At 52.5% G+C, this 13,362-nt stretch carries 12 protein-coding genes; 9 read left to right on the top strand and 3 right to left on the bottom strand.

What is annotated here, in order from left to right:
- Positions 1-5: 5 nt before the first annotated feature.
- From pheT to selO, 8 genes are all read left to right on the top strand, one after another.
- Entirely contained in the window at positions 6-2,393 is a 2,388-nt protein-coding gene (pheT, locus tag ABGA49_RS02380) for a phenylalanine--tRNA ligase subunit beta (protein ID WP_061495086.1), read from the top strand.
- A gap of 4 nt (positions 2,394-2,397) precedes the next feature.
- Positions 2,398-2,697, top strand: a complete 300-nt coding sequence (ihfA, locus tag ABGA49_RS02375) for an integration host factor subunit alpha (RefSeq protein WP_006820203.1) — start codon at positions 2,398-2,400, stop codon at positions 2,695-2,697.
- A 100-nt stretch (positions 2,698-2,797) separates the two neighbouring features.
- Entirely contained in the window at positions 2,798-3,778 is a 981-nt protein-coding gene (btuC, locus tag ABGA49_RS02370) for a vitamin B12 ABC transporter permease BtuC (RefSeq protein WP_061495088.1), read from the top strand.
- A gap of 34 nt (positions 3,779-3,812) precedes the next feature.
- Complete coding sequence (locus tag ABGA49_RS02365) at positions 3,813-4,364, top strand: glutathione peroxidase (protein ID WP_061495090.1); 552 nt, start codon at positions 3,813-3,815, stop codon at positions 4,362-4,364.
- On the top strand, positions 4,364-5,113 hold the full coding sequence (btuD, locus tag ABGA49_RS02360) for a vitamin B12 ABC transporter ATP-binding protein BtuD (RefSeq protein WP_061495091.1): 750 nt from the start codon (positions 4,364-4,366) through the stop codon (positions 5,111-5,113). The genes ABGA49_RS02365 and btuD overlap by 1 nt, the downstream gene beginning before the upstream one ends.
- A 77-nt stretch (positions 5,114-5,190) precedes the next feature.
- Positions 5,191-5,655: an NlpC/P60 family protein gene (locus ABGA49_RS02355; RefSeq protein WP_061495093.1), complete on the top strand. Its 465-nt coding sequence runs from the start codon at positions 5,191-5,193 to the stop codon at positions 5,653-5,655.
- Between the two features lie 325 nt (positions 5,656-5,980).
- The gene (locus ABGA49_RS02350) at positions 5,981-6,694 is read left to right on the top strand and encodes an EAL domain-containing protein (RefSeq protein WP_347665082.1); all 714 of its coding nucleotides are present in this window, start codon (positions 5,981-5,983) and stop codon (positions 6,692-6,694) included.
- A 61-nt stretch (positions 6,695-6,755) separates the two neighbouring features.
- On the top strand, positions 6,756-8,198 hold the full coding sequence (gene selO, locus ABGA49_RS02345) for a protein adenylyltransferase SelO (protein WP_134318279.1): 1,443 nt from the start codon (positions 6,756-6,758) through the stop codon (positions 8,196-8,198).
- A gap of 7 nt (positions 8,199-8,205) precedes the next feature.
- Here the strand turns inward: selO and hemP are convergent, their stop codons facing one another.
- The 3 genes from hemP to ABGA49_RS02330 form a co-directional block, all read right to left on the bottom strand.
- On the bottom strand, positions 8,206-8,397 hold the full coding sequence (gene hemP / locus ABGA49_RS02340; RefSeq protein ID WP_061495099.1) for a hemin uptake protein HemP: 192 nt from the start codon (positions 8,395-8,397) through the stop codon (positions 8,206-8,208).
- Between the two features lie 149 nt (positions 8,398-8,546).
- Entirely contained in the window at positions 8,547-9,593 is a 1,047-nt protein-coding gene (gene aroH / locus ABGA49_RS02335; protein ID WP_061495101.1) for a 3-deoxy-7-phosphoheptulonate synthase AroH, read from the bottom strand.
- Between the two features lie 154 nt (positions 9,594-9,747).
- On the bottom strand, positions 9,748-10,581 hold the full coding sequence (locus ABGA49_RS02330; protein ID WP_061495103.1) for a pyruvate, water dikinase regulatory protein: 834 nt from the start codon (positions 10,579-10,581) through the stop codon (positions 9,748-9,750).
- Positions 10,582-10,912: 331 nt separating this feature from the next.
- Here ABGA49_RS02330 and ppsA point away from each other — a divergent pair, with 331 nt between their 5' ends.
- Positions 10,913-13,291 carry a phosphoenolpyruvate synthase gene (gene ppsA / locus ABGA49_RS02325; RefSeq protein ID WP_061495105.1) on the top strand — a complete coding sequence of 793 codons (2,379 nt, stop codon included), beginning with the start codon at positions 10,913-10,915 and terminating at the stop codon, positions 13,289-13,291.
- The last annotated feature ends 71 nt before the right edge of the window (positions 13,292-13,362 follow it).

Genomic DNA, 13,362 nt, shown 5'->3' with positions numbered 1-13,362 from the left:
AAACAATGAAATTCAGTGAACTGTGGTTACGCGAATGGGTCAATCCGTCCATTGATAGCGAAGCGTTGTCGGGCCAAATCACGATGGCAGGCCTCGAAGTGGACGGCGTTGAGCCGGTAGCCGGGGCGTTTCACGGCGTGGTCGTGGGCGAAGTGATGGCGTGCGCTCAGCATCCAAATGCTGACAAATTGCGCGTAACAAAAGTCAATGTTGGCGGCGATCGTCTGCTGGACATCGTCTGTGGCGCACCAAACTGCCGTCTGGGACTGAAAGTGGCCGTTGCAACCGTCGGCGCGGTGTTACCGGGTGATTTCAAAATCAAAGCGGCAAAACTGCGTGGCGAGCCGTCTGAAGGTATGCTGTGCTCCTTCTCTGAGCTGGGTATTTCTGACGATCACAGCGGCATTATCGAACTGCCGGCGGATGCGCCGATTGGCACCGATATTCGTGAATACCTGAAACTTGATGATAACACCATCGAAATCAGCGTTACTCCGAACCGTGCTGACTGCCTCGGTATTATTGGTGTGGCACGCGATGTGGCGGTACTGAATAAGTCACCGCTGGTAGCACCAGAAATGACGCCGGTTGCTGCAACGATCAACGACACGTTGCCGATTACAGTAGAGGCCGTTGAAGCCTGTCCACGCTACCTTGGTCGTGTGGTGAAGGGCATTAACGTAAAAGCGCCAACGCCGCTGTGGATGAAAGAGAAACTGCGTCGCTGCGGTATTCGTTCTATCGATGCGGTGGTGGATGTCACCAACTACGTTCTGCTTGAGCTGGGTCAGCCGATGCACGCCTTTGACCGCGATCGTCTGGATGGCGGTATCGTCGTCCGTATGGCGAAAGAGGGTGAAACTCTCGTATTGCTCGATGGCAGCGAAGCGAAGCTGAACGCAGATACGCTGGTGATTGCAGATCATAACAAAGCGCTGGCGATGGGCGGTATTTTCGGCGGTGAACACTCCGGTGTGAACGCTGAAACGCAGAACGTGTTGCTGGAGTGCGCCTTCTTCAATCCGCTCTCTATTACCGGTCGCGCGCGTCGTCATGGTTTGCATACGGATGCGTCCCATCGCTATGAGCGTGGCGTTGACCCGCAACTGCAGTACAAAGCCATGGAACGGGCTACCCGCCTGTTGCTGGACATTTGTGGCGGTGAGGCAGGCCCGGTAATTGACGTGACAAACGAGGCGACGCTGCCGAAACGAGCGACTATCCGCTTGCGTCGCAGCAAACTGGATCGCCTGATTGGCCATCACATTGCCGATGAGCAAGTAAGCGACATTCTGAACCGCCTGGGCTGTGAAGTGACCGAAGGTCAGGATGAGTGGCTGGCCGTCGCGCCGAGCTGGCGTTTCGATATGGAAATCGAAGAAGATCTGGTGGAAGAAGTGGCGCGTGTATACGGCTACAACAATATTCCGGATGAGCCAGTGCAGGCTGGTCTGATCATGGGTTCGCACCGCGAAGCGAACCTGTCGCTTAAGCGCGTGAAAACGCTGCTGAATGATAAAGGCTACCAGGAAGTGATCACCTACAGTTTCGTCGATCCGAAACTGCAACAGTTGATCCACCCGGGGGAAGAAGCCCTGATCCTGCCAAGCCCGATCTCCAGTGAAATGTCGGCAATGCGCTTATCACTGTGGACCGGTCTGCTTGGCACCATTGTTTATAACCAGAACCGTCAGCAGAGCCGCGTTCGCATTTTCGAAACTGGTTTGCGTTTTGTTCCGGATACTCAGGCAAACCTGGGCATCCGCCAGGATGTGATGCTGGCGGGTGCAATTTGCGGTAACCGCTATGAAGAGCACTGGGATCTGGCGAAAGGCAGCGTCGATTTCTTCGATCTGAAAGGCGACCTGGAGTCGGTCCTGGAGTTGACGGGCAAATTATCGGCGATCGAGTTCCGCGCAGAGGCGAATCCGGCATTGCATCCGGGGCAGTCCGCCGCGATTTATCTGAAAGATAAACGTATAGGTTTCATTGGGGTAGTCCATCCGGAGCTGGAGCGTAAACTCGATCTCAATGGTCGTACGCTGGTGTTTGAACTGGAGTGGAATGCGCTTGCAGACCGCGTGGTTCCTCAGGCTCAGGAGATTTCTCGCTTCCCTGCAAACCGTCGTGATATCGCTGTTGTCGTCGCTGAAAATGTGGCTGCAGCAGATGTTTTGGGCGAATGTAAGAAAGTTGGCGTAAATCAGGTAGTTGGCGTAAACTTATTTGACGTGTACCGCGGTAAGGGTGTAGAGGAAGGGTATAAGAGCCTTGCCATTAGCCTGATCCTTCAGGATACCAGCCGTACACTCGAAGAAGAGGAGATTGCCGCTACCGTTGCCAGATGTGTAGAGGCATTAAAAGAGCGATTCCAGGCATCATTGAGGGATTGAACCTATGGCGCTTACAAAAGCTGAAATGTCAGAATATCTGTTTGATAAGCTAGGGCTTAGCAAGCGGGACGCAAAAGAGCTGGTAGAGCTGTTTTTCGAAGAGATCCGTCGTGCTCTGGAAAACGGTGAGCAGGTAAAACTCTCCGGCTTTGGCAACTTCGATTTGCGCGACAAAAATCAACGTCCGGGACGTAACCCGAAAACGGGCGAAGATATTCCCATTACAGCCCGGCGCGTGGTGACCTTCAGACCCGGTCAGAAGTTAAAAAGCCGTGTCGAAAACGCTTCGCCCAAAGCTGAGTGATATGAACTAACTAAAAAGGCCGCCATGCGGCCTTTTTTCTTTTCAGCGCGCCGCATCAACCTTAGAATCAGTCACCTGACTGACGGGCATCACGGAAAACATGCTGGCATACGCTCATCTCCAACAGCAACGCAATCGCCGCTGGCTATGCGGTTTATCGCTGCTTTTACTGTTCGCGCTCGTTTTCAGCCTGTGCGCGGGTGAACAATGGATTGCTCCCAATGCCTGGTTTACCCCCGGCGGGCAACTCTTCGTCTGGCAAATTCGTCTGCCGCGCACATTGGCGGTACTGTTGGTCGGCGCAGCGCTGGCGCTCTCCGGTGCCGTTATGCAGGCTTTATTTGAAAACCCGCTGGCTGAACCGGGTCTGCTGGGCGTCTCCAGTGGCGCCGGTGTTGGCCTGATTGCCGCTGTTCTGCTCGGTGGCGGCATGCTACCCACTTGGGCGCTAGGTGTCTGTGCTATCGCCGGTGCGCTTATCGTGACGCTGATTCTGCTGCGTTTTGCTCGCAGACATCTTTCTACCAGTCGGCTGTTACTGGCTGGTGTTGCGCTCGGCATTATTTGCACAGCATTAACCACCTGGGCGGTCTATTTTTCAACCTCGTTCGATTTACGCCAATTGATGTACTGGATGATGGGCGGTTTTGGTGGTGTTGACTGGCAACAGAGCTGGTTGATGCTTGCGCTGCTGCCCGTTATGGGGTGGATCTGTTTGCAGTCGGCACCACTTAATGTGCTGGCGCTGGGGGACGTGTCAGCGCGACAGCTGGGATTGCCATTATGGTTATGGCGTAATGTATTGGTGGTCGCTACGGGCTGGATGGTGGGTGTCAGCGTCGCGCTTGCCGGGGCAATAGGTTTTATCGGTCTGGTGATCCCGCATATCCTACGATTATGCGGTCTGACCGATCACCGGGTGCTATTGCCCGCCTGTGCGTTAACTGGCGCATCGGCGTTGCTCTTTGCCGATGTTGTCGCCCGTCTTGCATTAAGCGCCGCTGAGTTACCAATAGGTGTCGTAACCGCCACGCTGGGCGCACCGGTGTTTATCTGGCTATTATTAAAAGTTGGGCGCTAAGTCTGACAACCACAACATCAACAAAGGGGATGCTATGCAACAGGATATTCTGAAAACTGACGTCACGACCATTGAGGGTGAAAACACCACGCTCGAAAACTACCGCGGTAATGTGCTGCTGGTGGTTAACGTTGCCTCGAAATGTGGGCTGACGCCGCAGTATGAGCAACTGGAAAACCTCCAGAAGACGTTAGGCGACGAAGGGTTCAGCGTGCTCGGCTTCCCTTGTAACCAGTTCCTCGGCCAGGAGCCTGGCTCCGAAGAAGAGATCAAAACGTTTTGCAGCACCACGTATGGCGTGACCTTTCCGATGTTCAGCAAAATAGAGGTCAACGGAGAATCTCGTCATCCGCTCTATAAAAAATTGATTGCTGCAGCGCCCGTGGCTGTTGCGCCTGAAGGCAGTGGGTTCTATGAGCGTATGGAGAGTAAAGGGCGTGCGCCGAAGGAGCCGGGTGACATTTTGTGGAACTTCGAAAAATTCCTTATCGGTCGCGATGGTCATCTGATCCAACGTTTCTCGCCGGATATGACACCGGAAGATCCGCTCTTGCTGGCAGCCATTAAAGACGCACTGGCGAAATAATACCGATGCTGTTGCAATTGCTGGATGTGGGGGCTGCGGGTCGACTGGGTCCGATAACGTCAACCATTGGTCGTGGAGAGATCCTGCACATGGTGGGGCCTAACGGTGCGGGGAAAAGCACCTTATTGACCCGCCTTGCAGGATTGTCTGGCGGGCAGGGATGTGTGCTATTCGATGGACAGCCTCTGGAGCGCTGGCCTGCGACGCAACTGGCGCGCCATCGTGCTTACCTTGCCCAGCAACAAACGCCGCCTTTCGCCATGCCAGTCTGGCATTACCTGTCGTTGCATCAGCCCGATGGCGCGCAAAGCGCCTTATTGCTGGAGATCGCCGGGAAACTGGGGCTGAACGATAAACTGGATCGGGCAGTGAACCAGCTTTCCGGCGGGGAATGGCAGCGCGTGCGTCTTGCCGCGGTGATATTACAGATCCACCCGCGCGGTAATCCGTCCGGGCAGCTTCTGTTGCTGGATGAGCCAATGAATGGTCTCGACATTGCACAGCAAGCCGCGTTGGATAAGCTGCTCTGCGAACTGGTGGCGTCAGGCATTACGCTGGTGATGAGTAGCCATGACCTGAACCACACGTTACGGCATACCCATCAGGCATGGTTATTGAATGGTGGCAAGCTGATTGCCAACGGTGCAGGGCAGGACGTATTGGTGCCATCAATGCTTGAGGTGGCTTACGGCGTACCCTTCCGGCGGCTGGAAATCGAAGGCCATTCGATGCTGATCCCCGTGACGTGACAAAAACGTGACTTGCCACATATCGTACTCCCACGGTAGATTATTCCGAGAAAAGAAAGAACGAGGCTTGGTCCAGAATGCGTATCTGGTTTCTTGTGGCCGCAGCGCTATTCCTTGCAGGATGTAGTTCGCATCGCGCACCGCCACCTAACCCGAGATTGTCCGACTCGATTACCGTTATTGCTAATCTGAATGATCAGCTTAGTGAATGGAACGGTACGCCGTATCGCTACGGGGGAACCAGTCGTTCGGGCATTGATTGCTCTGGCTTCGTGATGATGACATTCCGCGATAAGTTTGCCCTCCAACTCCCGCGGGAAACGCGTCAGCAGGCGGAAATTGGCACAAGGATCGATAAAGACGATTTGCTGCCCGGTGATCTGGTGTTCTTTAAAACTGGCTCTGGCGAAAATGGGCTGCATGTTGGCATTTATGATACTGACCACGCGTTTATTCATGCATCGACCAGTCGTGGGGTGATGCGTTCCTCTCTTGATAACGTTTACTGGCGTAAGAATTTCTGGCAGGCACGGCGGATTTGAGTCATATCGTGCTCGTCGTGCGTCGGGGAAAGCGAGAGGAGGAGCGAGAGTAGTCGCTTCTCTTTTGTTTTTGAGCATTCACGTTTATTAAACCAGGATGTTTCTGCTAATTAATATTTATAATATTAATTAATTTTATCGTACACTGGGCTCTGGAATCGTGGCTTATTAGTTTTCTAAGCTGCTAAAACTTAATAAGGATTAAGGAGAATCTGAATATTAAATGGAAAAAAATGAAGTTAATCTCATTAAAATCAACAAATTTGAATTATGTTTACCTGGGTTTAAGAATGCCGGACTTCACCCTTAATGCGGGACTGGCACAATGATTGTATCGCTGGATGACACATATCGCTCCGAGCTTTTATTACTGCCTGCGAAAAATGGTAACGGAATGCTTCAGGGGCTGGAGATTATTGTAAACTTTGTGGGTAGCGACAGTACTGTGCGTGCGCCCACAGAGCTGGTCTTGCCACGCCTGACGGCAGACGAGACGCTGGCGCTGTTTGCTGAGCAGCTTGCGTTGCTTGAAACCTGCCAACTCTTTTTTATACAACATCAGTTAATTGCCTGGATAAATATTTCCCCGCTTATTGTTGATGCTTTGTTATCGAATGAACAACTTGCTGCTCGCGTGGATAAATTCCCCTTCCTGGAATTTACCATCAATGAGAACTATCCCGGTCTGAATATGGGTAAAGAAAATCAGATATTGTCTCTATTGGCGAAACGATATCCGTTAGTGCTGGCAAATTTTGGTTCTGGTGCTGCGTCGACCAAAGCCATTTTCGATGGCCTGTTTAAAGGTGTGGCGTTAGATAAAAATTTCGTTCATCAACGATTATCTTCCCATTCATTTGAGCCATTTATGCGGGCGATCGTTTCGCAAATTGAACCATACTGTCGTTCGATCATGATTACCGGTATCGATAATGAGCTTGCGTTAAAAAAGGCCATTCCATTCCAGTTCAGCGCCATGCAAGGCGCACTGTGGCCAGCGGTGACTGTATCGATGATCACCTCGCTGATACATCCATAGCCCTGCTTTTCCCCCGTGTTTAATCGTCGCTGAAGGCACTACACTAAAAGCAGGAGGAACCATGACCCTGTCTTTTACTACCCACTGGCGCGACGAGTTGCCAGAATTTTATAGCGCGTTGTCACCGACACCGCTTGATAATGCGCGGCTGATCTGGCGTAACGTACCGCTGGCGCGTGAGCTGGGCGTACCGGATGCCCTTTTCCATCCCACTTCCGGGGCGGGCGTCTGGGGCGGCGAAACACTGCTTCCGGGCATGTCGCCACTGGCACAAGTCTATAGTGGACATCAATTCGGCGTCTGGGCCGGTCAACTGGGCGACGGGCGCGGTATCCTGCTTGGAGAACAGCAATTGCAGGATGGCTCCACCCGAGACTGGCATCTGAAAGGGGCTGGGCTGACGCCTTATTCGCGCATGGGAGATGGCCGTGCGGTGCTGCGTTCGACAATTCGCGAGAGCCTGGCATCGGAAGCGATGCATTACCTCGGTATTCCCACTACGCGCGCGCTCAGTATCGTGACCAGTGAGACGCCGGTGATGCGTGAGCGACGGGAATCGGGCGCAATGCTGATGCGTATTGCCGAAAGTCACGTGCGTTTCGGGCATTTCGAGCACTTCTACTATCGCCGCGAGCCACAAAAAGTGCAGCAATTGGCAGATTTTGTGATCCGCCATCACTGGCCAGCGTTACACGATGAAGGCGATAAATATGTGGTCTGGTTCCGTGACGTCGTACGGCGCACAGCGGCACTGATCGCCCGCTGGCAGGCGGTGGGGTTTGCTCATGGCGTCATGAATACAGATAACATGTCGATCCTCGGACTGACAATTGACTATGGCCCGTTTGGTTTTCTGGATGATTATGAACCGGGTTTCATTTGCAATCATTCGGACTATCAGGGGCGTTACAGTTTCGATAACCAGCCCGCCGTTGCCTTGTGGAATCTTCAGCGTTTGGCGCAGTCGCTGTCGCCGTTTATCGCTGTCGAAGCGTTAAACGCAGCGCTGGATGAGTATCAGCATGTGCTGTTGACAGAGTATGGCGTGTTAATGCGCCGCAAGCTGGGGTTCGTGAGTCAGCAGCAAGGTGATAACCAGTTGCTGGATGGGTTGTTCTCATTAATGGCGCGGGAAGGAAGCGATTATACCCGTACTTTCCGCATGCTGAGTCTGACGGAACAGCACAGCGCCAGTTCACCGCTGCGTGATGAATTTATCGATCGCGCAGCGTTTGATCGCTGGTTCACGGATTACCGTGCGCGTCTCCAGGCGGAAAACATTGATGATGCACAGCGGCAACAACGGATGAAAAGCGCCAATCCGGCAATCGTTTTGCGAAACTGGCTGGCACAGCGTGCCATAGAAGCCGCGGAGCAGGGCAATAATGCAGAGCTGGAACAACTTCATGACGCGCTTCGTCAGCCCTTTATCGATCGCCATGATGACTATGTCCATCGTCCGCCGGACTGGGGTAAACGTCTTGAAGTGAGCTGTTCAAGCTAACGGGCTGTTATTTGGTGAGGATGAGCTTTCCTGCGTGGGTCTGGCGTAGCAGATAGTGCTGGCCTTTGTGCTCAATCACCACACGTCCTTCGTCGCCCAGCAGTATCTGACTGCTGATGCGGCGATCGGTGGGAATGATATGCGTGGCGTTTTCCTGGGATCTGACCGGGGGCATCGTCGTGCTATCCATATGCGACATCTCAGCTCAAAGCAAAATCTGTATTAACAATGAGAATCATTATCAATATTCTGACGTGAGAGGCAAGGGGCACGTCGCTGTTTTGCGGCTGATCCCCCAGGAAGACGTAGGGAGAAAAGGGGATTCCCGCCGCGAACGGCGGGAGAGGATCAAAAGCGTGTTGCTACTGCGTCAGCTAATCTGACGAGCAGGTCTTCGCTGTCTTCCCAACTCAGGCAAGGATCGGTAATGGATTGCCCATACACCATCGGTTGACCACTCACGATTTTTTGCGTCCCTTCTTGCAGGAAACTTTCCACCATCACACCGGCAATCGCGGTTGAGCCGTTACGGATCTGCGTGCAAATATCATCGCAGACATCCAGTTGCAGACGGTGTTGTTTCTGGCAGTTGCCATGACTGAAGTCCACCACCAGATGTTCCGGCAGATCAAATTCACGCAATGTCGTGCAGGCATTCGCAATGTCTTCGGCATGGTAGTTGGGTTTTTTCCCCCCACGCATAATGATATGGCCGTACGGGTTACCACTGGTCTGGTAGATGGTCATCTGCCCGCTTTTATCCGGGGAGAGAAACATATGGCTGGCACGCGAGGCGCGAATGGCATCTACTGCGATACGGGTATTGCCGTCGGTGCCATTTTTGAAGCCTACCGGGCAAGAGAGCGCGGAGGCCATTTCCCGGTGGATCTGACTTTCCGTGGTCCGTGCGCCAATCGCTCCCCAACTGATTAAGTCGGCGATAAATTGACCTGTCACCATATCAAGGAACTCCGTCGCCGTGGGGACGCCAAGTTCGTTTACCTGCAACAGTAATTTACGTGCCAGTTCGATACCGTGGTTGACCCGGTAACTGCCGTTAAGGTCTGGATCGGAAATCAGCCCTTTCCAGCCCACAACGGTGCGGGGTTTTTCAAAATAGGTGCGCATCACGATTTCCAGATGCGCAGTGTGTTTTTCCCGTAATGTCTTAAGGCGGCGGGCATAATCCATTGCCGCATCAAGGTCGTGGATGGAGCAAGGGCCAATAATGACCAGCAGGCGACGATCTTCGCCATTGAGGATTTTTTCGATCCGGCGACGGGAATGCGTTACGTGCTCCGCGACTTCTGCGCTAACAGGGTGCAACTGCGCCAGTTCAGATGGCGTCACCAACCTGTCGATGCGCGCAGTGCGAAGTTCATCGGTTTTATTCATCAGAAATCTCAAAAAAGGTGTGCTTCATGGGCAGAAATGCCGGAAGTAATGCGCATCACCTTAAACCAATCCCGGCTTATTACAAGTCTGACTGTGACGCGCATCACATCATTGCCGCATATGATAGCGCACATTGAACTCTCGTACTAGTCTGTTAGTACATGCGGCGATTCAGCCCCATAATGTCGAGCATTTTTGTCGCGATCTCTTCCACCGAGTAATTGGTACTGTTGAGACAAGGAATATTGTTCTTGCGGTAAAGCGCTTCAACTTCCTGCACTTCCATCCGACACTGGCGTAACGACGCGTACCGACTGTTTTCCCTGCGTTCTTCGCGAATCGCGGCAAGACGCTCTGGATTAATGGTCAGACCAAATAATTTATGTTGCAATGGCTTCAGGGCTGCGGGAAGAATGAGGTTATCCATATCGTCGGCGATAAAAGGATAATTTGCTGCGCGAATACCAAATTGCATTGCCAGATAGAGACTGGTGGGTGTTTTACCGCAACGGGAAACACCCAGTAAAATCACCTGCGCCTGATCGAGATTACGCAGTGAAATACCATCATCGTGCGCGAGAGTGTAATCAATCGCTGCAATTCGGGCGTCATATTTGGTTAAATTACCTGGATTGAGCCCATGTGTACGATGCGCAATCGGTGTGGGATCGAGTTTTAATTCCTGCTGCAATGGGGCAACCAGCGCCTGCACGATGTCCTGACAAAATCCTTCGCTTTGCAAAATAATAGAGCGAATTTCCGGAAGGACGATGGAATAGAAAACCAGCGGCCGGTTGCCGGTCTGTTGATAGATAGCATCTATTTGTTCCTTGACGGCTCTGGCACGGCTTTCGTTTTCCACGAATGGAAGCGTTATACTACTTACAGTAACAGGGAACTGCGACATGACCGCGTGGCCTAATACTTCGGCGGTGATAGCGGTTCCATCAGAAATATAAAACACGTGGCGATCTACAGAACTCTCCATTTAATCCATCCTGAATATCATACGTAATTCTCTGAAAGCATAAATTAAAACACCGATATTGCGTATCTCCTTTTTCTCATTTTTAAAAATGAAATGGTGTTTTTGTTTTTAATGAAAAGCTGAGTTCAATTTTTTTATTGTTGCATGAAAAATAAGGTTTTACTTAAGAATGACTATTACCGAGGACCGCAGATTGATGGGAATCTGTCCGAAAAACCAGAAATCGTAATTGCTTACACGATTCACCGTTTTTTCAACGGAATTAATTATGCCAGGATTAATGGGTAGTCTGGTGTTTTACCCATTCATATATCACAAAAGGATTGTTTCGATGTCCAACAATGACTCGTCTCCGCTGGTGCTTTGGTATGACCAACTCGGCATGAATGATGTAGACAGAGTTGGAGGCAAAAATGCCTCCCTTGGTGAGATGATTACTAATCTGTCCGGTGTCGGCGTATCCGTACCGAACGGTTTTGCAACCACCGCCTATGCGTTTAATCAGTTCCTTGAGCAAAGCGGGCTGAACCAACGTATTTATGAACTACTGGATAAAACGGACATCGATGATGTTTCCGAACTGGCAAAAGCCGGCACGCAGATCCGCCAGTGGGTGGTCGAGACGCCGTTTACGCCAGCGCTGGAAAAGGCCGTTCATGATGCTTACGCAAAATTATCGGAAGATGATGCGCAAGCGTCCTTCGCGGTCCGATCATCGGCCACCGCCGAAGATATGCCGGATGCCTCCTTCGCCGGGCAGCAGGAAACCTTCCTCAATGTGCAAGGTTATGATGCGGTGCTGGTGGCGATTAAGCATGTGTTCGCTTCCCTGTTTAATGACCGCGCCATCTCCTACCGTGTGCACCAGGGCTATGATCACCGTGGTGTGGCGCTGTCTGCTGGCGTCCAGCGGATGGTGCGTTCCGACATCGGCTCATCCGGTGTTATGTTCTCCATTGATACCGAGTCCGGCTTCGACCAGGTGGTGTTTATCACCTCCGCGTGGGGCTTGGGTGAGATGGTGGTGCAGGGTGCGGTTAACCCCGATGAATTCTACGTGCACAAACCGACGCTGGCTGCTAACCGTCCGGCGATTGTTCGCCGCACCATGGGTTCGAAAAAAATCCGCATGATCTATGCACCGACGCAAGAACATGGCAAGCAGGTGCAAATCGAAGATGTGCCGCAGGCGGATCGTGACCGTTTCTCATTGTCCGACGAGGAAGTGCAGGCGCTGGCGAAACAGGCGGTGCAAATCGAGAAACACTATGGCCGTCCAATGGATATTGAATGGGCAAAAGATGGTCATACCGGCAAACTGTTTATTGTCCAGGCGCGTCCTGAAACGGTGCGTTCACGTGGTCAGGTGATGGAACGATATACCCTTCATGCGCAGGGAAAAATCGTTTCTGAAGGCCGTGCTATCGGGCATCGCATTGGCGCGGGCACGGTGAAAGTGATCCAGGACATTAGCGAAATGAACCTGATCCAACCGGGCGACGTGCTGGTCACCGACATGACCGACCCGGATTGGGAACCGATCATGAAAAAAGCAGCAGCGATTGTCACTAACCGCGGCGGCCGTACTTGCCACGCTGCGATCATTGCCCGTGAGCTGGGGATCCCGGCGGTAGTGGGTTGCGGTGACGCAACGGAGCGCATCAAAACCGGTGAGAAAGTCACCGTCTCCTGCGCCGAAGGGGACACCGGTTACGTGTATGCCGATCTGCTGGATTTCAGCGTGAAAAGCTCCAGCGTAGACACCATGCCGGATCTGCCGCTGAAGATCATGATGAACGTTGGCAACCCGGATCGCGCCTTTGATTTTGCCTGCCTGCCAAACGAAGGCGTTGGCCTGGCGCGTCTGGAATTCATCATCAACCGTATGATTGGTGTGCACCCGCGTGCGCTGCTGGAGTTTGATGACCAGGAGCCGAAGCTGCAAAGCGAAATCCGCGAGATGATGAAAGGATTTGATTCGCCGGTCGAGTTCTACGTCGGTCGCCTGACGGAAGGCATTTCCACGCTCGGCGCGGCTTTCTGGCCAAAACGCGTGATTGTGCGTTTGTCCGATTTCAAATCGAACGAATATGCAAACCTTGTCGGCGGCGAACGCTACGAACCGGAAGAAGAGAACCCGATGCTTGGCTTCCGTGGGGCGGGCCGTTATGTTGCTGACAGCTTCCGCGACTGCTTCGCGCTGGAGTGTGAAGCGGTGAAACGCGTGCGTAACGATATGGGGCTGACCAACGTTGAAATTATGATCCCGTTCGTGCGCACCGTTGAACAAGCGAAAGCCGTCGTGGACGAGTTGGCGCGTCAGGGGCTGAAACGCGGCGAGAATGGACTCAAAATTATTATGATGTGTGAGATCCCCTCGAATGCGTTACTGGCGGAACAGTTCCTCGAATATTTCGATGGCTTCTCTATTGGTTCCAACGACATGACGCAATTGACCCTTGGTCTCGATCGTGATTCCGGTGTGGTATCTGAACTGTTTGACGAGCGCAATGATGCGGTGAAGGCGCTGCTTTCAATGGCTATTCGCGCGGCGAAGAAACAGGGCAAATATGTGGGCATCTGCGGGCAGGGGCCGTCCGACCATGAAGATTTTGCCGCATGGTTGATGGATGAAGGCATCGACAGCCTTTCCCTGAATCCGGATACCGTCGTTCAGACCTGGTTGAGCCTAGCTGAGCTGAAAAAATAACGGCTAAATGAAAATCCCCGGCATAACGTCGGGGATTTTTTTATTTCAAACGCGAAGTCGTCTTCGATCAC

This window comes from Kosakonia sp. WA-90 (assembly GCF_039871955.1).
GTDB classification, from domain to species: domain Bacteria; phylum Pseudomonadota; class Gammaproteobacteria; order Enterobacterales; family Enterobacteriaceae; genus Kosakonia; species Kosakonia oryzendophytica.
Note: the sequence above shows the minus strand (reverse complement) of the source record. Positions and strands in the feature narration are given on the sequence as shown.

What these genes read in the sequence shown, in the direction of transcription:
- selO (WP_134318279.1), top strand. Translation starts at nt 6,756, where the DNA reads ATGACCCTGTCTTTTACTACCCACTGGCGCGACGAGTTGCCAGAATTT.
- ihfA (WP_006820203.1), top strand. Translation starts at nt 2,398, where the DNA reads ATGGCGCTTACAAAAGCTGAAATGTCAGAATATCTGTTTGATAAGCTA.
- ABGA49_RS02365 (WP_061495090.1), top strand. Translation starts at nt 3,813, where the DNA reads ATGCAACAGGATATTCTGAAAACTGACGTCACGACCATTGAGGGTGAA.
- ABGA49_RS02350 (WP_347665082.1), top strand. Translation starts at nt 5,981, where the DNA reads ATGATTGTATCGCTGGATGACACATATCGCTCCGAGCTTTTATTACTG.
- pheT (WP_061495086.1), top strand. Translation starts at nt 6, where the DNA reads ATGAAATTCAGTGAACTGTGGTTACGCGAATGGGTCAATCCGTCCATT.
- ABGA49_RS02355 (WP_061495093.1), top strand. Translation starts at nt 5,191, where the DNA reads ATGCGTATCTGGTTTCTTGTGGCCGCAGCGCTATTCCTTGCAGGATGT.
- ppsA (WP_061495105.1), top strand. Translation starts at nt 10,913, where the DNA reads ATGTCCAACAATGACTCGTCTCCGCTGGTGCTTTGGTATGACCAACTC.
- ABGA49_RS02330 (WP_061495103.1), bottom strand. Translation starts at nt 10,581, where the DNA reads ATGGAGAGTTCTGTAGATCGCCACGTGTTTTATATTTCTGATGGAACC.
- btuC (WP_061495088.1), top strand. Translation starts at nt 2,798, where the DNA reads ATGCTGGCATACGCTCATCTCCAACAGCAACGCAATCGCCGCTGGCTA.
- hemP (WP_061495099.1), bottom strand. Translation starts at nt 8,397, where the DNA reads ATGTCGCATATGGATAGCACGACGATGCCCCCGGTCAGATCCCAGGAA.
- aroH (WP_061495101.1), bottom strand. Translation starts at nt 9,593, where the DNA reads ATGAATAAAACCGATGAACTTCGCACTGCGCGCATCGACAGGTTGGTG.